19 protein-coding genes are annotated in these 21,995 nt (G+C 58.4%); 10 read left to right on the forward strand and 9 right to left on the reverse strand.

Annotation, left to right across the window (positions count from 1 at the left end):
* The first annotated feature begins 2 nt into the window (after positions 1-2).
* The 4 genes from NB069_RS03715 (at position 3) to NB069_RS03730 (ending at position 3,555) form a co-directional block, all read left to right on the forward strand.
* Entirely contained in the window at positions 3-929 is a 927-nt protein-coding gene (locus NB069_RS03715) for an ABC transporter ATP-binding protein (RefSeq protein WP_250587842.1), read from the forward strand.
* Positions 926-1,696: an ABC transporter permease gene (locus NB069_RS03720; protein ID WP_250587843.1), complete on the forward strand. Its 771-nt coding sequence runs from the start codon at positions 926-928 to the stop codon at positions 1,694-1,696. Before NB069_RS03715 ends, NB069_RS03720 begins: the two co-directional genes overlap by 4 nt.
* A gap of 105 nt (positions 1,697-1,801) precedes the next feature.
* Complete coding sequence (locus NB069_RS03725) at positions 1,802-2,242, forward strand: PTS sugar transporter subunit IIA (RefSeq protein ID WP_250587844.1); 441 nt, start codon at positions 1,802-1,804, stop codon at positions 2,240-2,242.
* Positions 2,243-2,307: 65 nt separating this feature from the next.
* Positions 2,308-3,555, forward strand: a complete 1,248-nt coding sequence (locus tag NB069_RS03730; protein WP_250587845.1) for a polysaccharide deacetylase family protein — start codon at positions 2,308-2,310, stop codon at positions 3,553-3,555.
* A gap of 2 nt (positions 3,556-3,557) precedes the next feature.
* Here the strand turns inward: NB069_RS03730 and panD are convergent, their stop codons facing one another.
* From panD to thpR, 9 genes are all read right to left on the reverse strand, one after another.
* Entirely contained in the window at positions 3,558-3,938 is a 381-nt protein-coding gene (gene panD / locus NB069_RS03735) for an aspartate 1-decarboxylase (RefSeq protein ID WP_039030334.1), read from the reverse strand.
* Between the two features lie 85 nt (positions 3,939-4,023).
* Positions 4,024-4,878: a pantoate--beta-alanine ligase gene (gene panC / locus NB069_RS03740; protein WP_250587846.1), complete on the reverse strand. Its 855-nt coding sequence runs from the start codon at positions 4,876-4,878 to the stop codon at positions 4,024-4,026.
* A gap of 11 nt (positions 4,879-4,889) precedes the next feature.
* Complete coding sequence (gene panB / locus NB069_RS03745) at positions 4,890-5,681, reverse strand: 3-methyl-2-oxobutanoate hydroxymethyltransferase (RefSeq protein ID WP_250587847.1); 792 nt, start codon at positions 5,679-5,681, stop codon at positions 4,890-4,892.
* Positions 5,682-5,803: 122 nt separating this feature from the next.
* On the reverse strand, positions 5,804-6,283 hold the full coding sequence (gene folK / locus NB069_RS03750) for a 2-amino-4-hydroxy-6-hydroxymethyldihydropteridine diphosphokinase (protein WP_250587848.1): 480 nt from the start codon (positions 6,281-6,283) through the stop codon (positions 5,804-5,806).
* Positions 6,280-7,677 (reverse strand): polynucleotide adenylyltransferase PcnB, encoded by a 1,398-nt coding sequence (gene pcnB, locus NB069_RS03755; RefSeq protein ID WP_250589445.1) that lies wholly within the window; start codon positions 7,675-7,677, stop codon positions 6,280-6,282. Before pcnB ends, folK begins: the two co-directional genes overlap by 4 nt.
* Before the next feature lie 53 nt (positions 7,678-7,730).
* A complete protein-coding gene (gluQRS, locus tag NB069_RS03760; protein WP_250587849.1) occupies positions 7,731-8,618 on the reverse strand; it encodes a tRNA glutamyl-Q(34) synthetase GluQRS in 888 nt (295 codons plus the stop codon).
* Positions 8,619-8,690: 72 nt separating this feature from the next.
* The gene (gene dksA / locus NB069_RS03765; protein WP_012016093.1) at positions 8,691-9,146 is read right to left on the reverse strand and encodes an RNA polymerase-binding protein DksA; all 456 of its coding nucleotides are present in this window, start codon (positions 9,144-9,146) and stop codon (positions 8,691-8,693) included.
* 177 nt (positions 9,147-9,323) lie between these two features.
* Complete coding sequence (gene sfsA, locus NB069_RS03770; RefSeq protein ID WP_250587850.1) at positions 9,324-10,028, reverse strand: DNA/RNA nuclease SfsA; 705 nt, start codon at positions 10,026-10,028, stop codon at positions 9,324-9,326.
* A gap of 12 nt (positions 10,029-10,040) precedes the next feature.
* Positions 10,041-10,571: an RNA 2',3'-cyclic phosphodiesterase gene (thpR, locus tag NB069_RS03775; protein WP_250587851.1), complete on the reverse strand. Its 531-nt coding sequence runs from the start codon at positions 10,569-10,571 to the stop codon at positions 10,041-10,043.
* A 73-nt stretch (positions 10,572-10,644) separates the two neighbouring features.
* Between thpR and hrpB the strand changes: the two genes are divergently transcribed.
* The 6 genes from hrpB to fhuB all read left to right on the forward strand — a co-directional run bounded on the left by hrpB (position 10,645) and on the right by fhuB (position 21,922).
* Positions 10,645-13,074 carry an ATP-dependent helicase HrpB gene (hrpB, locus tag NB069_RS03780; protein ID WP_250587852.1) on the forward strand — a complete coding sequence of 810 codons (2,430 nt, stop codon included), beginning with the start codon at positions 10,645-10,647 and terminating at the stop codon, positions 13,072-13,074.
* Positions 13,075-13,223: 149 nt separating this feature from the next.
* Entirely contained in the window at positions 13,224-15,752 is a 2,529-nt protein-coding gene (mrcB, locus tag NB069_RS03785; RefSeq protein WP_250587853.1) for a bifunctional glycosyl transferase/transpeptidase, read from the forward strand.
* 235 nt (positions 15,753-15,987) lie between these two features.
* Positions 15,988-18,204, forward strand: coding sequence for a ferrichrome porin FhuA (gene fhuA, locus NB069_RS03790; protein ID WP_250587854.1), 2,217 nt, complete (start codon positions 15,988-15,990; stop codon positions 18,202-18,204).
* 54 nt (positions 18,205-18,258) lie between these two features.
* Entirely contained in the window at positions 18,259-19,056 is a 798-nt protein-coding gene (gene fhuC, locus NB069_RS03795) for a Fe3+-hydroxamate ABC transporter ATP-binding protein FhuC (RefSeq protein ID WP_138370459.1), read from the forward strand.
* Positions 19,056-19,943 carry a Fe(3+)-hydroxamate ABC transporter substrate-binding protein FhuD gene (gene fhuD / locus NB069_RS03800; protein ID WP_434543603.1) on the forward strand — a complete coding sequence of 296 codons (888 nt, stop codon included), beginning with the start codon at positions 19,056-19,058 and terminating at the stop codon, positions 19,941-19,943. The genes fhuC and fhuD overlap by 1 nt, the downstream gene beginning before the upstream one ends.
* A complete protein-coding gene (fhuB, locus tag NB069_RS03805; protein ID WP_250587856.1) occupies positions 19,940-21,922 on the forward strand; it encodes a Fe(3+)-hydroxamate ABC transporter permease FhuB in 1,983 nt (660 codons plus the stop codon). The genes fhuD and fhuB overlap by 4 nt, the downstream gene beginning before the upstream one ends.
* Positions 21,923-21,995: the final 73 nt, after the last annotated feature.

A 21,995-nucleotide genomic window follows, 5' to 3' on the forward strand; every position in this document is an offset into this window, starting at 1 on the left:
TCATGGCGATTGCACTTGAGCTTGAGCAACTTAAAAAAACCTATCCGGGTGGCGTCCAGGCGCTGCGTGGCATAGATCTCAAAGTAGAAGCCGGTGATTTTTATGCGCTTCTGGGGCCTAACGGGGCAGGTAAATCCACCACCATCGGCATTATCAGTTCGCTGGTGAACAAAACCTCCGGCCGGGTAAGCGTGTTTGGCTACGATCTGGAGAAAGACGTCGTCAACGCCAAACGCCAGCTGGGGCTGGTGCCGCAGGAGTTCAACTTCAATCCGTTTGAGACCGTTCAGCAGATTGTGGTGAACCAGGCAGGCTACTACGGCGTGGAGCGCAAAGACGCGGTCGAGCGCAGCGAAAAATACCTTAAGCAGCTCGATCTGTGGGAGAAGCGTAACGAACGCGCGCGGATGTTATCCGGCGGCATGAAGCGTCGTCTGATGATTGCCCGCGCTCTGATGCACGAACCCAAACTGCTGATCCTGGATGAGCCAACCGCCGGGGTGGACATCGAACTTCGCCGCTCAATGTGGGGCTTTTTGAAGGATCTCAACGATAAAGGCACCACGATTATCCTCACCACCCACTATCTGGAAGAGGCTGAGATGCTCTGCCGTAATATCGGCATCATTCAGCACGGCGAGCTGGTGGAAAACACCTCGATGAAAGCGCTGCTCTCCAAGCTGAAATCAGAAACCTTCATTCTGGATCTGGCGGCGAAAAGCGCGCTTCCGAAGCTGGAAGGCTATCAGTATCGCCTGGTGGATACCTCAACGCTGGAGGTTGAAGTCCTGCGCGAGCAGGGGATCAACAGCGTCTTCAGCCAGCTGAGCCAGCAGGGGATTCAGGTATTAAGTATGCGTAACAAAGCAAACCGACTGGAAGAGCTGTTCGTCTCGCTGGTCCATGAGAAACAAGGAGATCGCGCATGATGCAGCTTTACTGGGTGGCGCTGAAAAGTATCTGGGCCAAGGAGATCAACCGCTTTATGCGCATCTGGATCCAGACCCTGGTGCCGCCGGTGATCACCATGACCCTCTACTTTATTATCTTCGGCAACCTGATTGGCTCGCGGATCGGCGAGATGCACGGCTTCACCTACATGCAGTTTATCGTGCCGGGCCTGATCATGATGGCGGTGATCACCAACGCCTACGCCAACGTGGCCTCGTCGTTCTTCAGCGCCAAGTTCCAGCGCAACATTGAGGAGCTGCTGGTGGCGCCGGTGCCTACGCACGTGATCATCGCCGGTTACGTCGGCGGCGGGGTGGCGCGCGGGCTGTGCGTCGGCATTCTGGTCACGGCCATTTCGCTGTTTTTTGTGCCGTTCCAGGTGCACTCCTGGCTGTTTGTCGGCCTGACGCTGCTGCTGACGGCGGTCCTGTTCTCGCTGGCAGGCCTGCTGAACGCAGTGTTCGCTAAAACCTTTGACGACATCAGCCTGATCCCGACCTTCGTTCTGACGCCGCTGACCTACCTCGGCGGGGTGTTCTACTCCCTGACGCTGCTGCCGCCGTTCTGGCAGGGGCTGTCACACCTGAACCCGATCGTCTATATGATCAGCGGCTTCCGCTTTGGCTTCCTCGGGATTTCCGACGTGCCGCTGGCGACCACCGTCGGCGTGCTGGTGATCTTTATCGTCGCCTTCTATCTGCTGTGCTGGAACCTGATCCAGCGCGGACGCGGACTGCGTAGCTAATCCTCAGGCCCGGCGGCGTTCTGCCGCCGGGCTGCTTTATTGACCACCGTCACCCCCGAATCGTCTTCCTCCCGCTACACTACCCCTTTCTGATGAGAGGTGACGATGCTGGGTTGGGTAATAACGTGTCATGATGAATATGCGCAGCAGATGGCGGATCGGCTCGCCGTCCGCTTTGGGCCGCTGGAGCAGTGCCAGGTGGTGAATTTCTGGCGTGGCCTCAGCTGCAATATGCTCAGCCGCATGTTGTGCGATGCCCAGCATCAGGTCGACAGCGGTGACGGGGTGATCTTTCTGACCGACATCTCCGGCGCAGCGCCGTACCGCGCGGCAGCATTACTTAGCCACAAGCATGAAAATTGCGAAGTGATCTCCGGCATAAGCTTACCGCTGCTGGAGATGATGTATCCTTTGCGCGAAGTGACCGACAGCAGCGGCTTTCGCGACACCATCGTGGCCCGCGGCGCGCCGGACGTCAGTAGCCTGTGGCATCAGCAGCAGAAAAACCCGCCCTTTGTCCTGCTTCCGGGTCTGGAGAAATATTAAGCATTGGTATTGCTGGCGCTTTTGTTACAATGGCGTCCGATTTTCGGCCTGAATAACCTTCGACTATGTCCGCGCGCATTCTTTTCCTGCTTCTGCTGCTGATCTCCGGCGGCGCATCTGCCAGTCTGTTAAGCCAGCAAGGGGCTCCGGCCCGCTATATGCAAACCACCGAAGATGCGGCCATCTGGGCGCAGGTGGGCAATAACGTCGTTACGGTAGGCAACGTGCGTGCCGGGCAGATCCTGGCGGTGGTCCCGACGGCTGCGGATTACTATGAGTTCCGCTTTGGCTTTGGTACCGGCTTTATCGACAAAGGGCATCTCGGCGAGGTACAGGGAAAACAGCGGGTCGAGGATAGCCTTGGCGATCTGAACAAGCCGCTCAGCAACCAGAATCTGATTACCTGGAAAGATACCCCGGTCTACAACGCACCCAATGCGGGCAGCGCCCCGTTTGGCACCCTGGCGGATAATCTGCGTTATCCAATCCTCAACAAGCTCAAGGATCGCCTGAATCAGACCTGGTATCAGATCCGCATCGCCAACCGCCTGGCCTGGGTCAGCAGTCTGGATGCCCAGGAGGATAACGGCCTGCCGGTGCTGACCTATCACCATATTCTGCGTGACGAAGAGAACACCCGTTTCCGCCATACCTCAACCACTACCAGCGTGCGTGCCTTCAACAACCAGATGGCCTGGCTGCGCGACCAGGGTTACGCCACGCTGACCCTGTATCAGCTCGAAGGCTATGTGCGCAATAAAATGAACCTGCCGGCCCGGGCGGTGGTGATCACCTTTGACGACGGCCTGAAGTCGGTCAGCCGTTACGCCTGGCCGATCCTCAGGCAGTACGGCTTTCACGCCACGGCGTTTATTATCTCCTCCAGGATCAAAGCCCATCCTCTGAAATGGGATCCGAAGTCGCTGCAGTTTATGAGCATTTCCGAGCTGCGGGAGATCCAGGATGTCTTTGACGTGCAGTCCCACACTCACTTCCTGCACCGTGTGGATGCGAATCGCCATCCAATCCTGCTGAGCCGCAGCTATCACAATATCCTGATGGATTTTAAACATTCCCGTCGCGCGCTGGCGCAGTTTAACCCGCATGTGCTCTACCTCTCATACCCGTTTGGCGGCTACAACGATATCGCGGTGAAAGCGGCGAATGACGCCGGTTTCCATCTGGCGGTGACGACGGTAAAAGGCAAGGTGAAACCGGGAGATAATCCGTTCTTACTGAAGCGTTTATACGTTCTCAGAACGGATTCTTTAGAGACCATGTCGCGGCTGATCAGCAATCAGCCGCAGGGGTAGGATCAGGCGACCTGGACAGGGATCGCTTTCGCGGTGCGTTTCATCTCATTGTCGCCTTCAAAGTAGGCGACTTTCGGCTGCCAGCGGCGGGCTTCTTCGTCGGACATCATGACAAAGCTGGCAATGATGACGATGTCACCCACGTTGGCGCAGTGCGCTGCCGCACCGTTCACGGAGATGATTTTAGACCCCCGTTCTGCCGCGATAGCATAGGTTGAGAAACGATTGCCGTTGCTCACATTCCAGATATCAATGGCTTCGTTTTCAAGAATACCCGCCGCGTCGAGAAAATCCTGATCGATCGCGCAGGAGCCTTCATAGTGCAGATCGGCCTGAGTGACCTTCACACGGTGAAGCTTACCTTGCAACATTTTGCGAATCATGATGTTACCTTTACTCTTCTTCGTAACCCACTTGCCCGCAAGTGGGGAGGGAAACTAGTCCATTAGCTATCTATCAGCTCAATAATTACTGAGCCAGTTCAACGACAGTATTGTCGATCAGGCGCGCCTGACCGAGCCACGCAGCAACCAGGATCACCGCGCGTTTGCTGCTGGCAGAGAGTTCCAGCAGCGTATCGGCATCGCGGATCTGAATATCATCAGCCCGGAAACCTTGTTCATTCAGCTCTTGTTCGGCGATGGCGATAATCTCTTCGCTGCTGAGCGCTTTCTGCTGCAGCTTTTCGACCATGGCACTCATCACTTTGTACAGGCCCGGCGCGATTTTACGCTGGTCCGGCGTCAGATAGCCGTTGCGGGAGCTCAGCGCCAGCCCATCTTTGGCACGCACGATGGGCACGCCAACAATGTCGATGTCGTAGCCCATGTCGGCCACCATCTTGCGGATCAGCGCCAGCTGCTGGAAATCTTTCTCGCCGAAGCAGGCAATATCCGGCTGCACCAGGTTAAACAGCTTGCTGACGATGGTCGAGACGCCGCGGAAATGACCCGGACGGCTGGCCCCTTCGAGCATGGTGGAGATGCCCGGCACGTCCACAAAGGTGGTCTCTTCGGTGCCCTTCGGGTAGACATCATTCGGTGCCGGGGAGAAGACGAAATCAACCTGATGCTTTTTCAGCTTCTCGCAATCTTCCTGCAGCGTGCGCGGGTAGCGCGCCAGATCGTCGGCACGGTCAAACTGCATCGGGTTGACGAAAATACTCACCACCACCACATCGGCGCGGGCTTTGGCTTCGTCCACCAGCTTCATATGGCCGTCATGCAGGTTGCCCATGGTAGGCACCAGCGCGATACGTTTACCTTCCTGGCGCAGGCGGCGAATGTGCTGGCGCAGCAGCGGCAGGGTTTCAATGATTAGCACAACAAGACTCCTTACTGGAAACTGTGTTCTTCACCCGGGTAAACACCCGATTCAACGTCGGCAATATACTGCCTGACTGCGCCGCGCATGTCGCCTGCGTCGATCAGGAAATTCTTCGCAAATTTCGGGATATGCCCGCCGGTAATGCCGAACGCATCGTGCATCACCAGAATCTGGCCATCGGTGACGTTACCGGCACCAATGCCGATCACCGGAATAGAGAGCGCTTCGGTGATGCGTTTCGCCAGCGCCACCGGCACGCACTCCAGCACCAGCAGCTGTGCGCCTGCGGCTTCTAAAGCCTGCGCATCATCAAACAAGGTCTGAGCGGCGTCACCGCGCCCCTGCACCTTATAGCCGCCAAAGATATTGACCGACTGCGGGGTTAATCCCAGATGGCCGCAGACCGGCACCGCGCGCTCGGTCAGCATGCGGACGGTGTCAGCCAGCCAGGCGCCGCCTTCCACTTTGACCATGTTGGCCCCGGCGCGCATCACGGTGGCGGCACTCTCAAACGCCTGTTCCGGCGTGGCGTAGGCCATAAACGGCAGATCGGCGAGCAGCAGGCAGGCCGGTGCCCCGCGGCGCACCGCCCGGGTGTGATAAGCAATATCCTCTACCGTCACTGGCAGGGTGGAGTCATGTCCCTGGACCGTCATCCCTAACGAGTCGCCGACCAGCATGACGTTAATACCCTCTTCGGCAAAGAGTTTAGCGAAGCTGTAGTCATAGGCCGTAATGGTGGCGAAGCGCTGTTTGTCCTGCTTGCATTTCTGCAAGGTGGCGATGGTGGTTGGTTTCATACTGTTTCCTGATAGCCCAAAGCGAATCTTTGCGCATTCTAACAGTAACATTCGAGGGAACAATGATTTTAGGCAACCGATTAACCACAAATATTTCGTGGTTAATCAACAGGAATTTTCGGTTACCAGCGGGCAGGTTTTTCGGCGTTCAGCTGCGCCAGCAGGGCGCTGAGGCTTTGACCGTCAGGGAAGGTCAGATCGGGAGCAATTTCAAACAGCGGCCAGAGCATAAAGCCACGGTTTTTCATGTCGTAATGCGGCACGGTCAGGCGCTCGGTGTTAATCACCGCATCGCCAAACAGCATGATGTCGAGATCCAGGGTGCGCGGACCCCAGCGCTCTTCCTTACGTACGCGCCCCTGCTGCAACTCAATGCGCTGGGTGTTGTCCAGCAGCGCGTCGGCGCTGAGGGTCGTTTCCAGGGCGATGGCGGCGTTCAGGTAGTCGGGCTGATCCTGCGGGCCCAGCGGAGGCGTGCGATAAAACGCGGAGAGGGCGACAATGCGGGACTGCGGGATGTCGCCCAGCGCCTGGACGGCAGCATTAACCTGCTCCAGCGGAGAGGCCAGATTGCTGCCGATGGCGATATACGCAAGCGTCATGCCGCGCCTTCGCGACGTGGGGCGCGCTTGCGCGGACGACGGTGGCGACGACGCGGTGCCGGCTCTTCATCAAGATCGGTCAGCATGTCTTTCTGCGCCGGCGGTGCGGAAACCTGGAACTCACCCCACCACTGCACCAGAAGCTGCAGCTCGCGGTTATTTTCGGCTTCAGCACGCAGAGCCATCAGATCGTAAGCCGCGCGGAATTTTGGATGCTCCATTAACTTCCAGGCGCGTTTACCCTGACGACGGGACATCCGCAGCTGAAGCTGCCAGATATCACGCACCAGGGTGGTAATACGTTTCGGGATCGCCAGTGAACGACAGGCTTCATCCAGCACGTCGTTGGCGGCCAGGGCGAAGGCATCGTAGTAGGCAAGCCCGCTTTCCTGGGCAATCTTCTGCGCCGTTTCCAGCAGCGGATACCAGAACATCGCCGCAAAGAGGAACGCCGGATTAACGCGCATATCGTTCTGAATGCGGTTATCAGTATTCTTCAGCACCTGGTCGATGATACGTTCCATCGCGCTGTCGCCATTTTCGGTGAAGTTACGCGTAATGGTCGGGAACAGGGGCTGGAACAGGCTGTATTCGCGCAGTAGCTGATAGGTGGCAAAACCGTGGCCCGCCTGCAGCAGCTTCAGAGCCTCTTCAAACAGACGCGCCGGGGGCACATCGTTGATAAGCGTCGCCAGGCGCGGGATCGGCTCGGCGGTCTCCGGGCTGATACGCATATCCAGCTTGGCGGCAAACCGCACGGCACGCAGCATACGCACCGGATCTTCACGGTAGCGCGTTTCCGGGTTGCCGATCAGGCGGATCACACCGGCTTTCAGATCCGCTACGCCACCGACGAAATCGCGGACGGTAAAGTCAGCCACGCTGTAATAGAGGCTGTTGATGGTGAAATCGCGACGCTGGGCATCTTCTTCGATAGAGCCAAAGATGTTGTCACGCAACAGCATGCCGTTCTGACCCTGTTGAGAGGTCGTACGGTCTGATGGGGTGCCTTCGTGATGACCACGGAAGGTGGCCACTTCAATGATCTCAGGCCCGAACATAACGTGGGCAAGACGGAAGCGGCGGCCAACCAGGCGGCAGTTGCGGAATAATTTGCGCACCTGCTCAGGCGTGGCGCTGGTGGTCACGTCAAAATCTTTTGGCTTTTTGCCCAACAGTAAGTCACGCACCCCGCCACCAACGAGATACGCCTCATAGCCAGCTTTATTCAGACGATAAAGGACCTTCAGGGCGTTTTCACTGATATCTTTGCGGGAAATAGCATGCTGTTCGCGCGGAATAACCGACATCGTATTTTGAACAATGACGTCATCCGCCATGCTCTCATCGCGGCTCAGCACCTTGCGGCAAAAATTAGCGACTCGGGTAAAAATAGTACACCTCGGTAGTGTGTGTTTCAGAATTCAGGACAAAAAATAGCGGCTAATCATAGCTCAGCGAGACGCATTTGAGAATGCTGGATTTTCGGCACGCGATTTAGCGACCAGCGGGAGACCGCTTTTTCCAGCAATTCTTCGGTGCGCAGATCCTGCCACTCATTTGTTACATCCTGGTTTAGAAATTGTAAAGCATTGATAAGAACAGGGCGAGGATCGCCTGTCGGTAATGCGGGGGCATGATTCTGTTTCGAGAGTTTCATCCCTTTTTCATTCACCACCAGCGGCAGATGAATATAGTCAGGAACCGGCCAGCCAAACAGCTGGTAGAGCGAAATCTGCCGTACGGTGGGTTCAATCAGATCCGCTCCGCGCACAATTTCGGTGACGCCCTGGAAATGGTCATCCACCACTACCGCCAGGTTATACGCAAACAGCCTGTCCCGGCGGTGGATAATAAAATCCTCTCCCGCCAGGCGCGCATCGGCGTGGAGTTCGCCCTGTAAGCGATCGGTAAAGCGGGTCACCGGATGCTGCTGCATCACTCTCACCGCCGCGTTTTCCGGGCCGTGATGCAGCGTACGGCAATGGCCGTCATAGACGCCCCCGACGCTCTGAATGCGGGCGCGGGTACAGGTGCAGTAATACGACAGTCCCTGAGCGTGCAGCCAGGCAAGGCGTTCGCGATAGGCGTCATGCCGTTGAGACTGCCACAGTACGTCGCCGTCCCAGTGCAGGCCGTAATGTTCCAGCTGACGCAGAATGGTCTCTGCTGCACCGGGAACTTCACGGGGAGGATCGATATCTTCAATTCGTACACGCCAGATACCCTGTCGGGCACGGGCTTGCAGATAGCTGCCAAGCGCGGCAATGAGCGAGCCAAAATGCAGTTCGCCAGAAGGGGATGGCGCGAAGCGCCCAATATAGTCAGCAGGCATAGTTACACAGCGCAGAAAGTAATCAGGCGGGAGAGGACTCCCGCCTGTGATAGCGTTATGACAGGGCTGGAATTAACCGGCCATCTGTTTTTCGCGGATTTCTGCCAGCGTTTTACAGTCGATGCACAGGTCGGCTGTTGGACGGGCTTCCAGACGACGAATGCCGATTTCAACACCGCACGACTCGCAAAAGCCGAAATCTTCGTCTTCAACTTTTTTCAGCGTCTTCTCAATCTTCTTAATCAGCTTGCGTTCGCGGTCACGGTTACGCAGTTCGAGGCTGAACTCTTCTTCCTGGGCGGCACGGTCTACCGGATCCGGGAAGTTAGCGGCTTCGTCCTGCATATGTGTAACGGTGCGATCGACTTCATCCCTGAGTTGATTACGCCATGCTTCAAGAATTCGCTTGAAGTGCGACAGCTGGGCTTCGTTCATATACTCTTCGCCCGGCTTCTCTTGATACGGCTCCACCCCAGCGATGGCGAGAATACTCAGGGACGATGTTTTACGGTTTTGCCCTTCTTGCATGTTGCTTCTCCTTAACACGCACTATCGATCCCCGTGTTGGGGGAAAAATCAGGCCGCTATAAATAGCAGATGCTTTTCCGTAAGGCAATTATCTAAACGTAACACTTGACAAGCCTGTGAGGAAAAGCGTATTTGCGCACACGACCAGAATACTTATTAGCCAACGCTCAGCCCCTTTTATAATGCGACGGGAAGAGCGGATCTCAGAGTGATTTTATCGGCAGAAAGTTCCGCTTTATACACCAAAACCTCTACCCCCTGCTTTTGTGCCTCATTCAACAGTTGCGCGTACTTAGGGTCAATATGGCGGGCAGGTGAGAACCGTGCAATTGCGCTATGTAGAACCGCAAACAACAGCACGGCGCGTTTGCCCGCCGCCGCTACACTTATGAGCTCCCGGAGGTGCTTCTGCCCTCGCAGCGTCACCGCATCGGGAAAATAGCCATTGTCCTTTTCAGCTAACGTCACTGATTTCACTTCAATATAGCACTCGGGGCGATCCTCTGCCTGCAACATAAAATCGATTCTGCTGCTTTCGCTGCCATATTTCACTTCGCTTTTTAAGGTCTTATAGCCGCACAGCTCAGGAATGGCATCCAGACTAATTGCTTCTTTTACTAACTGGTTTGCCCGCAGCGTATTGACGCAAATATATTCTCCGTCGACGGTCTGGGTTATTTCCCAGGTGTAAGGGTATTTGCGCTTGATATTGGTGGAGGTGGAGTACCACACCGTGTCGCCAGGCGTGGCGCAGCCGGTCATCGCCCCGGTATTGGGGCAGTGCAGCGTCAGGGTTTCGCCTTCGGGCGTGACCACGTCGGCCAGAAAACGTTTATAGCGTTGCACCAGCGTGGCGGGTTGTAGGGCAGGGGTAAACTGCATGCAGATTCCTTGTTATTCGGTAAGCCGCCAGCGCTGGAGGGGCGTGTAGCGCGTGCGCCCGCCGGCAAAACGGCTCTCATAGAGGACAAATTCTTTTACCGGAAACGTCCACTGAAAGCCTGGCGGTGGAATGGCGCCGGCATGGCTGGCGTCGCGCAGTAGCGTGATATGCGGGTGAAACGGCTGCGGGCTCTGATAGCAGCCGCTGCGCGCCGCCTGGGCCCGCAGCATGTTGGCGAGCTGCAATAACCCCCGCGGCGGCTGGCGCGTACCCAGCCAGACCACGCGGGAGCGCAGCCACTGACCGGCGTCGTCCAGCGTCAGGGTAAATTCCGGCTGGCGGATGCGTCCGGCCATCGCTGCCAACGCCTGCTGCTTTTCAGGGCTGACATCCCCTAAAAACGCCAGCGTCAGGTGCAGGTTAGCGGCAGCCACCGGGCGGCCCGCTTCCGGCGCAAAATGGTCGGCGCGCCAGCGGACGATCTGCCGCTGGACAGGGGCAGGCATTTCAATGGCAAAGAACAACCTTTTTGACTCGGACATACGGGGTACTCGGTAATGAATTGTGGCGATGCTACAATGTACGCCGTCTAAAGTTAACCTTCTGGAGCCATTCGTGTCCTTGTTGCCGGTCGCTGCTGTCCTTCCCGATCTCCTTCTCGCGTTACAACACGCCCCCCAGGTTCTGCTGAACGCGCCAACCGGTGCGGGGAAGTCGACGTGGCTGCCGCTGCAAATTCTGGCCCAGGGGTCAGTCAACGGTAAAATTATCCTGCTTGAACCGCGCCGAATCGCGGCCCGTAACGTGGCCCAGCGTCTGGCGGAGCTGCTGGGCGAAAAGCCGGGGGAGACGGTCGGCTACCGGATGCGCGCCGAAACCTGTGTCGGGGCAACTACCCGGCTGGAGGTGGTCACCGAAGGGATCCTCACCCGCATGCTGCAGCACGATCCCGAGCTGACCGGAGTGGGGCTGGTGATACTCGATGAATTCCACGAGCGCAGCCTGCAGGCGGATCTTGCCCTGGCGCTGCTGCTGGACGTTCAGCAGGGGCTACGCGACGATCTTAAGCTGCTGATCATGTCCGCGACCCTGGATAACGACCGGCTCCAGCGCCTGCTGCCGGACGCGCCAACCCTTATCTCTGAGGGCCGCACGTTCCCGGTGGAGCGCCGCTATCAGTCGCTACCGTCCCAACAGCGCTTTGACGAGGCGGTAGCGGTGGCCACCGCCGAGCTGCTGCGTCAGGAGCCGGGCTCGCTGCTGCTGTTTTTACCGGGGGTGATTGAGATCCAGCGCGTGCAGGAGCAGCTGGCGCGTCGCGTGGGCGATGACGTGGTGCTCTGTCCGCTGTATGGCGCCCTGTCGCTTGCCGAGCAGCGTAAAGCGATCCTGCCCGCCCCGGCAGGGCAACGCAAAGTGGTGCTGGCGACTAACATCGCCGAAACCAGCCTGACCATCGAAGGCATCCGGCTGGTGGTGGACACCGCCCTGGAACGGGTGGCGAATTTCGATCCGCGCACCGGCCTGACCCGTCTGCTGACCCAGCGCATTAGCCAGGCGTCGATGACCCAGCGCGCCGGGCGTGCGGGGCGACTGGCGCCGGGCATCTGCCTGCATCTCACGCCGTTTGAGCAGGCTGAGCGCGCCGCGGCGCAGGGCACGCCTGAAATCATGCAAAGCGATCTCAGCGGCCTGCTGATGGAGCTGCTGCAGTGGGGCTGCCGGGAGCCGTCGCAGTTAAACTGGCTGGATCTGCCGCCAGCGACTAACCTTGCGGCGGCCCGTCGTTTGTTAACTCAGCTTGGGGCGCTGGCCGGGGATCAGCTTACCGCCTTTGGTCAGAAGATGGCGAAGCTCGGCAACGATCCGCGGCTGGCGGCGATGCTGGCCAGCGCGACAAATGATGATGATATTGCGACGGCGGCAAAACTGGCGGCTATCCTTGAACAGCCGCCGCGCGGGGCCAGCAGCGATCTGGCTCAGGCCTTCTCCCGCAATCAGCCGGAGTGGCAGCAGCGCGCCCGGCAGCTGAGTTCGCGCCTGAACAGCCGGGGCGGAGCGTTGGACAGTGACCGGATGCCCGCCCTGCTGGCGAAGGCCTTTCCCGATCGCATCGCCCGCCGTCGTGGGCTGGATGGCCGCTACCAGCTGGCAAACGGCATGGGGGCGATGCTGCAGAGCGACGACGCCATGACCCGCCACGAGTGGCTGATCGCCCCGCTATTGTTGCAGGGCAGCCAGTCGCCGGACGCGCGCATTTTGTTGGGGCTGGCCGTGGATATCGATGCGCTGATCGCTGCCTGTCCCGATCTTGTGACGCAGTCCGACACCGTGGAGTGGGATGAGGCGCAGGGCACCCTGAAGGCGCTGCGGCGCACGCAGGTTGGCCGCCTGGCGGTAAACGTCAGGCCGCTGGCGAAACCCTCGGAAGAGGAGCTGCATCAGGCAATGCTTAACGGCATCCGCGATAAGGGGCTCAGCGTGTTGAACTGGACCCCGGAGGCGGAGCAGTACCGGATCCGTTTACACTGTGCCGCTAAGTGGCTGCCGGAGTACGACTGGCCTGCGGTGGACGACGCCTCGCTGCTGGCAGGGCTGGAAAACTGGTTACTGCCAGAAATGAGTGGCGTACACTCCCTACGCGCGCTGAAAGCGTTGGATGTTAAGGCGGCGTTACAGAACTTAACCGACTGGTCGTTACGCCAACGTCTGGATACCGAGCTTCCGGGGCATTACACTGTGCCGACCGGCAGCCGGATAGCCATTCGTTATCATGAAGATAATCCTCCTGCGCTGGCGGTACGGATGCAGGAGATGTTTGGCGAGGCGACCACGCCTGCCATTGCGCAGGCCAGGGTGCCTCTGGTGCTGGAGCTATTGTCACCGGCCCAGCGTCCGCTGCAGATCACCCGCGATTTGGGGGCCTTCTGGGCGGGGAGCTATCGCGAGGTGCAAAAAGAGATGAAAGGACGTTATCCCAAACATGTCTGGCCGGACGATCCGGCGAATACCGCGCCCACCCGGCGCACGAAGAAGTACTCGTAGGGGAGCTGGTGCGCGCTGATGCCCTCACCCCGGCCCTCTCCCACAGGGAGAGGGAGAAACGCGGTTTATTTTGAGAGATTTCTTCTTCCTCCATCAGGGGGAAGACCAGAGAATCGGGCCTTTGCGCCTGATAGTTGCGGAGAGAGAGCATGGCGGGGAATGACCGCGAGCCAATTGGACGTAAAGGAAGACCTGCACGTCCGGCAAAAGAAAAGGCAGGGCGTCGACGCCTCAGAGATGAGGAGTACGACGATGATGTCGACAATGAGTATAACGATGACGCACCTGCGCCACGTAAAGGGAAAGGCAAAAAGGGTAAACCTCGTGGCAAGCGCGGCTGGTTCTGGCTGCTGCTGAAGCTGTTTATTGTTTTCGTCGTCCTTCTGGCGATCTATGGCGTCTACCTGGATCAGAAGATCCGCAGCCGTATCGACGGGAAAGTCTGGCAGCTGCCGGCGGCGGTCTATGGCCGGATGGTTAACCTTGAGCCTGACATGTCCATCAGCAAGAACGAGATGGTCAAGCTGCTCGAGGCGACCCAGTACCGCCAGGTAACGAAGATGACCCGCCCCGGCGAGTTTACGGTGCAGGCGAAAAGCATTGAGATGATCCGCCGTCCGTTTGACTTCCCGGACAGCAAAGAGGGCCAGGTGCGCGCGCGTCTGACCTTCGACGGCGATCGTCTGGAAACCATCGAGAACATGGAGAACAACCGTCAGTTCGGTTTCTTCCGTCTCGATCCGCGGCTGATCACCATGCTCTCCTCGCCAAACGGCGAGCAGCGCCTGTTTGTCGCGCGTAACGGTTTCCCTGATCTGTTGGTGGATACCCTGCTGGCGACCGAAGACCGTCACTTCTATGAGCACGATGGCGTCAGCCTGTACTCCATTGGCCGTGCGGTGCTGGCGAACCTGACCGCCGGAAGGACGGTGCAGGGGGCAAGTACCCTGACCCAGCAGCTGGTGAAGAACCTGTTCCTCTCCAGCGAACGCTCCTACTGGCGTAAAGCCAACGAAGCGTACATGGCCGTGCTGATGGATGCCCGCTACAGCAAAGACCGCATTCTCGAGCTGTATATGAACGAGGTCTACCTCGGTCAGAGCGGCGACAATGAAATCCGCGGCTTCCCGCTGGCGAGCCTGTACTACTTTGGTCGTCCGGTGGAAGAGCTGAGCCTCGATCAGCAGGCGCTGCTGGTGGGCATGGTGAAGGGCGCGTCCATCTATAACCCGTGGCGCAACCCGAAACTGGCCCTGGAGCGGCGTAATCTGGTGCTGCGTCTGCTGCAGCAGCAGCAGGTGATCGACCAGGAGCTGTACGACATGCTCAGCGCGCGTCCGTTAGGCGTACAGCCGCGCGGCGGCGTCATCTCCCCGCAGCCTGCGTTTATGCAGATGGTGCGTCAGGAGCTGCAGACCAAACTGGGCGATAAAGTTAAAGATCTCTCCGGCGTGAAGATCTTCACCACCTTTGACTCCGTGGCGCAGGATGCCGCAGAGAAGGCGGCGGTGGAAGGCATTCCGGCGCTGAAAAAACAGCGCAAGCTGAGCGATCTGGAGACCGCGATGGTGGTGGTCGATCGTACCACCGGTGAGGTGCGGGCGATGGTCGGCGGGGCAGAGCCGCAGTTCGCGGGCTACAACCGCGCGATGCAGGCACGCCGTTCAATCGGTTCTCTGGCAAAACCGGCGACCTATCTCACCGCCCTGAGCCAGCCGAACCAGTATCGTCTGAATACCTGGATCGCCGATGCCCCGATTGCCCTGCGCCAGCCGAATGGCCAGGTTTGGTCGCCGCAGAACGACGATAAGCAGTACAGCGGACAGGTAATGCTGGTGGATGCCCTGACGCGTTCCATGAACGTGCCGACGGTTAACCTCGGCATGGCGCTGGGTCTGCCAGCCGTTACCGATACCTGGCTGAAGCTGGGCGTGCCGAAAGATCAGCTGCATCCGGTGCCGGCCATGCTGCTGGGGGCCCTGAACCTGACGCCAATCGAAGTGGCGCAGGCGTTCCAGACCATCGCCAGCGGCGGCAACCGTGCTCCGCTCTCTGCGCTGCGTTCGGTCATCGCAGAAGATGGCACGCCGCTGTACCAGAGCTTCCCGCAGGCGGAGCGTGCGGTACCGGCACAGGCTGCCTATATGACCCTCTGGACCATGCAGCAGGTTGTGCAGCGCGGTACCGGGCGTCAGCTTGGCGCGAAGTATCCTGGCCTGCATCTGGCGGGTAAAACCGGGACCACCAACAACAACGTTGATACCTGGTTTGCGGGCATCGACGGGCGTGAAGTGGTGATCACCTGGGTTGGACGCGACAATAACCAGCCGACGAAGCTGTATGGTGCCAGCGGGGCGATGTCGATTTACCAGCGCTATCTGGCTAACCAGTCGCCGGTTCCATTAACCCTGACGCCACCGGAAGATATCGTGGATATGGGTGTGGATGAGTCGGGCAACTTCGTGTGTGGCGGCGGGATGCGTAGCGTTCCGGTCTGGACCACGAACCCGGACTCCCTGTGCCAGGCGCCAGCGCCGCAGCCAACGGGCAATCCGTTTGAGCAGTCTTCTCCTCAGCAGCAGCAACAGCCGCAACAGCAGCAGCCGCAGCAGCAGAATGAGAAGAAAGACAGTGACGGCGTCGCCGGCTGGATCAAGGATATGTTCGGCGGTAATTAAGCAGTCTGATTCCCTCTCCTGCGGGAGAGGGAATGTTCACCTCAATTAAACATCCTACTAACAGTAACACCCCCGTTTATTAACCCTGTATTTTCCATTGTTTAATTCTTATACCCTTAATTCCTGTAGGGGCGCATATCACTTGCTATGCCGTGAATGTTTCGCATAATATGCTGCGGTCATAATAATAATTCTCGTTTACGTTATCATTCACGCTTTCATCAGAGATATACCAATGGCGCCTTCAAAAACTGCTCAGCCAATGCAATCTTCACTGCGTAAAATCGCAGTTGTTGTAGCCACAGCGGTTAGCGGCATGTCTGCTTACGCTCACGCTGCCGAGACCCCTAAAAAAGAAGAGACTATCACCGTCACCGCAGCGCCTGCTCCACTGGAGAGCGCATGGGGTCCAGCACCAACGATTGCGGCAAAGCGTACCGCAACGGCGACCAAAACCGATACGCCTATTGAAAAGACGCCGCAATCTATTTCAGTCGTGACGCGCGATGAAATGGAACGTCGCCAGCCTGCGACGGTAAAAGAAGCGCTAGGGTACACCCCAAGCGTATTTGCGACCCGTGGCAGCTCCACCACCTATGATGTGGTCTCAATTCGTGGTTTTACCGCGCCTTCAACGGTAAATACCAACCAATATCTGGACGGCATGAAGCTGCAGGGTAACAACTACTCTGAAGTTTCCATGGATCCGTATTTCCTGGAGCGCGTAGAAGTCATGCGCGGGCCCACATCAGTTCTGTATGGTAACAGCAACCCTGGCGGTATCGTCAGCATGGTTAGCAAACGCCCTACAACCGAGCCACTGAAAGAAGTGCAGTTTAAAATGGGTACCAACAACCTGTGGCAGACTGGCTTTGACTTTAGCGATGCTATCGACGATGACGGTGTGTGGTCCTATCGTCTTACTGGCTTAGGCCGTAGTGAAAATGCCCAGCAGGAGATGGCGAAGTCAACGCGTTATGCGGTTGCACCCTCCTTCAGCTGGCGCCCTGACGACAAAACTGATTTCACGTTCCTGAGCAACTTCCAGAACGATCCTGATGCGGGTTATTACGGTTGGTTGCCGCGTGAAGGGACGGTTGTGCCGTATCGTGATGCTGACGGCAACCAACATAAAATTCCAACAGATTTCAACGAAGGTGAAGCTGACAATAAGATGTCACGCCGCCAGCAGATGGTAGGTTACAGCTTCTCTCATGAGTTCGATGATACCTTCACTGTCCGTCAAAACCTGCGCTATGCACAGGTCAATACGCTTTACCGTTCGGTATACGGGAATGGCTACGTGGCACCAGGTAAAATTAGCCGTGCTTACGTTCGTTCAGATGAAGATCTGAACATTTTCACCGTTGATACCCAACTCCAATCTAAATTCTCTACCGGAGCGGTGGATCATACCCTGCTAACTGGCGTGGATTATTCCCGCATGCGTAACGATATCACTGCTCTGTACGGCTCAGCGGATCCGATTGATATCCAGAACCCGAATTACGGCAGCCCGAATATTAACACTAACCTTTCATGGTCTAACTACTCTGTAGTTAACCGGATGGAGCAGACTGGGCTGTATGCTCAGGACCAGGCCGAGTGGGATAAATGGGTATTAACCTTGGGCGGCCGTTATGATTATGCAATGACCTCAACCCACACGCGTACCACGGATGTGCTGGCTGAGAACCACGATCAGGCGTTTACCTGGCGTGGTGGTATTAACTATTTGTTTGATAACGGTATTTCTCCTTATTTCAGCTACAGCGAATCGTTTGAGCCTACTTCTGGCTCCGATCGTAACGGCAAGCCATTCGACCCTTCACGTGGCAAGCAGTATGAAGCAGGCGTGAAATATGTACCAAACGATCTGCCGATTGTAGTGACCGCAGCCGTTTATCAGCTGACTAAAGACAAGAATCTGACAGCGGATCCGAACGATCCAACGTTGCTGTATAGCGTGCAGAGTGGTGAAGTCCGTTCTCGTGGTTTTGAGCTTGAAGCGAAAGCGGCGCTAAATGCCAACATCAACTTAACGGCTGCGTATAGCTATACCGATGCAGAATTTACCAATGACACGGTATTTGAAGGACAGCGCCCGGCCGAAGTGCCGCGTAATCAGGCTTCTCTGTGGGCAGATTACACCTTCACCAATACGGCTCTCAGTGGTCTGACCATTGGTGCGGGTACACGTTACGTCGGCAATACGGTGAGCTATTATTCTACCGGAGACAAAAAAGATCAGCCGTTTAGTGTAGCAAGCTACACGCTGGCCGATGCAATGGTGAAATACGATCTTGCGCGTTTGGGCCTGCCTGGTTCCTCCATCGCGGTCAACGTGAACAATCTGTTTGATCGTGAATACGTTTCCAGCTGCTACAAAGACTATGCGTGCTACTGGGGTGCTGAGCGTCAGGTTGTGGCGACTGCGACCTTCCGCTTCTAATCTCTTAACTTGGGCACGTTTTTCGTGCCCTTTTCTTTACTTAAGTTGGCTGACATGCAGGAAAACAACCCGCAATCCGATACCACCTTTGCCCTTGATGGCGTCTCCTTTCGCGTTCCCGGACGCACGCTGCTGCATCCGCTTTCGCTGACCTTTCCCGCAGGCCAGGTGACCGGCCTTATCGGCCATAACGGCTCCGGCAAATCCACCTTACTGAAAATGCTTGGCCGCCATCAGCCGCCGTCTGAGGGCGATATTCTGCTCGACGGACAGCCGCTGGAGAGCTGGAACAGCAAAGCCTTTGCCCGCAAGGTGGCCTATCTGCCGCAGCAGCTGCCGCAGGCGGAAGGGATGACCGTCCGCGAACTGGTGGCGATTGGCCGCTATCCATGGCATGGCGCGCTGGGCCGTTTTGGCGTAGCCGACCGCGAGAAAGTGGAAGAGGCGATTGCGCTGGTAGGCTTAAAACCGCTGGCCCATCGTCTGGTGGATAGCCTGTCCGGCGGCGAGCGCCAGCGGGCGTGGATTGCCATGCTGGTGGCGCAGGACAGCCGTTGTTTACTGCTGGATGAGCCGACCTCGGCGCTGGACATTGCCCATCAGGTGGACGTGCTGGCGCTGGTGCATCGCTTAAGCCAGCAGCGCGGGCTGACCGTGATTGCGGTACTGCATGACATCAACATGGCGGCGCGCTACTGCGATTATCTGGTGGCGCTGAGGGGCGGAGAGATGATCGCCCGGGGCACGCCGGACGAGCTGATGCAGAGCGAGACGCTGGAAACCATCTACGGAATTCCAATGGGTATTCTGCCGCATCCTGCCGGAGCGGCACCGGTGAGCTTTGTCTATTGATGCCTGATTTTATGATTAGCCGTCGCCGCCTGCTGACGGCCATGGCCCTGTCGCCACTGCTGTGGAAAATGAACCCCGCCCAGGCTGCCGCCATCGATCCGCAGCGTATTGTGGCCCTCGAGTGGCTCCCGGTGGAACTGCTGCTGGCGCTGGGCGTCACCCCCTACGGCGTGGCCGATATTCCCAACTACACCCTGTGGGTGAACGAGCCGCGGCTGCCGGAGTCGGTTATCGATATCGGCCTGCGCACCGAGCCCAACCTTGAACTGCTCACCCAGATGAAACCCTCTTACCTGGTCTGGTCGGCCGGGTATGGTCCCTCAGAAGAGAAGCTGGCGCGGATTGCGCCGGGACGGGGTTTTGCCTTCAGCGACGGGAAAAAACCGCTGACCAACGCCCGTAAATCGTTAAGCGAGATGGCGCAGCTGCTGAATCTGGAAAGCGCGGCCCGCGCGCATCTCGATCATTTTGACAGCGTGATCGACAGCTACAAACCGCGCTTTGCCGGTCGCGGCGATCGCCCGCTGCTGATGGTGACTCTGCTCGATGCCCGCCATATGCTGGTGTTTGGCAATAACTGCCTGTTCCAGGAAGTGCTGGATCGCTACGGGATTAAAAACGCCTGGGAAGGGGAGATGACCTTCTGGGGCAGTACCGCCGTTGGCATTGATCGTCTGGCGGCGTTTAAGGATGTGGATGTGCTCTGCTTCGATCATGGCAATGAACGTGAAATGCAGACCCTGATGGCGACGCCGCTGTGGCAGGCGATGCCGTTTGTCCGCCAGCAGCGCGTTAAGCGCGTACCGGCGGTATGGTTCTACGGCGCAACGCTGTCGGCCATGCACTTTGCCCGCGTACTGGATAGCGCGCTGGGAGGCCAGGCATGAGGTCACGGATTGCCCTTTACCCGGCGGTGTTCATATCGCTGCTGCTGGCCGTTGCGCTGGGCTTAACCTGGTGGAACCTGAATCTGGCCCTGCCGCGCAGCCAGTGGGGCGCCGCGCTGGTCGCTCCTGATATCGATAATATTCAACAGATGCTGTTCCACTACAGCCTGCTGCCGCGGCTGGCGATTTCGCTGCTGGTGGGGGCGGGGCTTGGGCTGGTGGGCGTGCTGTTCCAGCAGGTGCTGCGCAATCCGCTGGCGGAGCCGACCACCCTCGGTGTGGCAACCGGCGCTCAACTGGGGATGACCATCATCACCCTTTGGGCGCTGCCGGGCGCGCTGGCACCGCAGTTCGCCGCGCTGGTAGGGGCCTGCGTGGTGGGCGCACTTGTCTTTGGCGTGGCCTGGGGCAAACGCCTCTCGCCGGTCACCCTGATCCTCGCCGGGCTGGTGGTGAGCCTCTACTGCGGGGCGGTTAATCAGCTGTTAGTGATTTTCCATCACGATCAGCTGCAAAGCATGTTCCTCTGGAGCACCGGAACGTTAACCCAGACCGACTGGAGCATCGTCCAGCGCCTGTGGCCGCAGCTGCTGGGCGGCGTGGTGCTGACCCTGCTGCTGCTGCGCCCGCTCACCCTGATGGGGCTGGATGACGGCGTGGCGCGCAATCTCGGCCTGGCGCTGTCATTAGCGCGTCTGGCGGCGCTGACGCTGGCGATTGTCATCAGCGCCCTGCTGGTGAATGCCGTGGGCATTATCGGCTTTATCGGCCTCTTCGCGCCGCTGCTGGCGAAAATGCTCGGCGCACGGCGCCTGCTCTCACGGCTGATGCTGGCTCCGCTGATTGGGGCCCTGATCCTCTGGCTCTCTGACCAGGTGATCCTCTGGCTGACCCGGGTGTGGATGGAGGTCTCTACCGGCTCCGTGACCGCCCTGATTGGCGCGCCGCTGCTGCTGTGGCTGCTGCCGCGTCTGCGCAGTATGAGCGCCCCGGCGATGAACGCCGGAGACAAAGTGCAGGCTGAACGCCATCACGTGGTGTGGTTTGCCCTTGTGGGCGGTGCGGTGCTGCTGCTGGCGGTGATAACGGCGATGGCGTTTGGCCGCGATGCACAGGGCTGGCACTGGGCGAGCGGGGCGATGCTCGACGAACTTCTGCCGTGGCGCACACCGCGTATTTTTGCCGCCCTGATGGCCGGGGTCATGCTGGCGGTGGCGGGCTGTATCATTCAGCGCCTGACCGGTAACCCGATGGCGAGCCCGGAAGTGCTGGGGATCAGCTCCGGGGCAGCGTTCGGCGTGGTGCTGATGCTCTTCTTTGTGCCGGGTAATGCCTTCGGCTGGCTGATGCCGGCGGGCAGTCTTGGTGCTGCGGCGACGCTGCTGATTATCCTTGTCTCCGCCGGACGCGGGGGCTTCTCGCCGCACCGGATGCTGCTGGCGGGGATGGCGCTAAGCACCGCCTTTACCATGCTGCTGATGATGCTCCAGGCCAGCGGTGACCCGCGCATGGCGCAGATCCTGACCTGGATCGCGGGTTCAACCTACAATGCGACGACCGAACAGGTAATGAGCACCGGGATGGCCATGATCGTCCTGCTGGCGCTGGTGCCGCTGTGCCGCCGCTGGTTAACGGTGCTGCCGCTGGGGGGCGATACCGCCCGCTCTGTGGGCATGGCATTGAATACATCGCGCATCGGCCTGCTGCTGCTGGCAGCGGCGCTGACGGCGACCGCGACCCTGACCATTGGTCCGCTGAGTTTTATCGGGCTGATGGCGCCGCATATCGCGCGGATGATGGGCTTTCGCCGGACGATGCCGCACATCGTGATGTCGGCGTTAATCGGGGGGATCATGCTGGTGATAGCCGACTGGTGCGGACGGATGTTGCTGTTCCCGTATCAGATCCCGGCCGGGCTGCTCTCCACCTTTATCGGTGCGCCGTACTTTATCTATCTTCTGCGTAAGCAGAGCCGGTAAAAAAGCCGGGTGGCGGCTTCGCCTTACCCGGCCTACAGTCCGAGGGTTTTGTTTGCCGGGTAAGCGTTAGCGC

Source organism: Leclercia adecarboxylata, assembly GCF_023639785.1.
In the GTDB taxonomy this organism is placed as follows: Bacteria; Pseudomonadota; Gammaproteobacteria; order Enterobacterales; family Enterobacteriaceae; genus Enterobacter; species Enterobacter adecarboxylatus_D.

Bases quoted from the DNA above. Each gene is read 5' to 3' on its own strand.
- NB069_RS03725 (WP_250587844.1), top strand. From the start codon at position 1,802: ATGCTGGGTTGGGTAATAACGTGTCATGATGAATATGCGCAGCAGATG.
- NB069_RS03720 (WP_250587843.1), top strand. From the start codon at position 926: ATGATGCAGCTTTACTGGGTGGCGCTGAAAAGTATCTGGGCCAAGGAG.
- gluQRS (WP_250587849.1), bottom strand. From the start codon at position 8,618: ATGCCTGCTGACTATATTGGGCGCTTCGCGCCATCCCCTTCTGGCGAA.
- fhuA (WP_250587854.1), top strand. From the start codon at position 15,988: ATGGCGCCTTCAAAAACTGCTCAGCCAATGCAATCTTCACTGCGTAAA.
- fhuB (WP_250587856.1), top strand. From the start codon at position 19,940: ATGAGGTCACGGATTGCCCTTTACCCGGCGGTGTTCATATCGCTGCTG.
- fhuC (WP_138370459.1), top strand. From the start codon at position 18,259: ATGCAGGAAAACAACCCGCAATCCGATACCACCTTTGCCCTTGATGGC.
- folK (WP_250587848.1), bottom strand. From the start codon at position 6,283: ATGACGCTTGCGTATATCGCCATCGGCAGCAATCTGGCCTCTCCGCTG.
- panD (WP_039030334.1), bottom strand. From the start codon at position 3,938: ATGATTCGCAAAATGTTGCAAGGTAAGCTTCACCGTGTGAAGGTCACT.
- NB069_RS03730 (WP_250587845.1), top strand. From the start codon at position 2,308: ATGTCCGCGCGCATTCTTTTCCTGCTTCTGCTGCTGATCTCCGGCGGC.
- thpR (WP_250587851.1), bottom strand. From the start codon at position 10,571: ATGTCCGAGTCAAAAAGGTTGTTCTTTGCCATTGAAATGCCTGCCCCT.
- sfsA (WP_250587850.1), bottom strand. From the start codon at position 10,028: ATGCAGTTTACCCCTGCCCTACAACCCGCCACGCTGGTGCAACGCTAT.
- NB069_RS03715 (WP_250587842.1), top strand. From the start codon at position 3: ATGGCGATTGCACTTGAGCTTGAGCAACTTAAAAAAACCTATCCGGGT.
- mrcB (WP_250587853.1), top strand. From the start codon at position 13,224: ATGGCGGGGAATGACCGCGAGCCAATTGGACGTAAAGGAAGACCTGCA.
- dksA (WP_012016093.1), bottom strand. From the start codon at position 9,146: ATGCAAGAAGGGCAAAACCGTAAAACATCGTCCCTGAGTATTCTCGCC.
- fhuD (WP_434543603.1), top strand. From the start codon at position 19,056: ATGCCTGATTTTATGATTAGCCGTCGCCGCCTGCTGACGGCCATGGCC.
- panB (WP_250587847.1), bottom strand. From the start codon at position 5,681: ATGAAACCAACCACCATCGCCACCTTGCAGAAATGCAAGCAGGACAAA.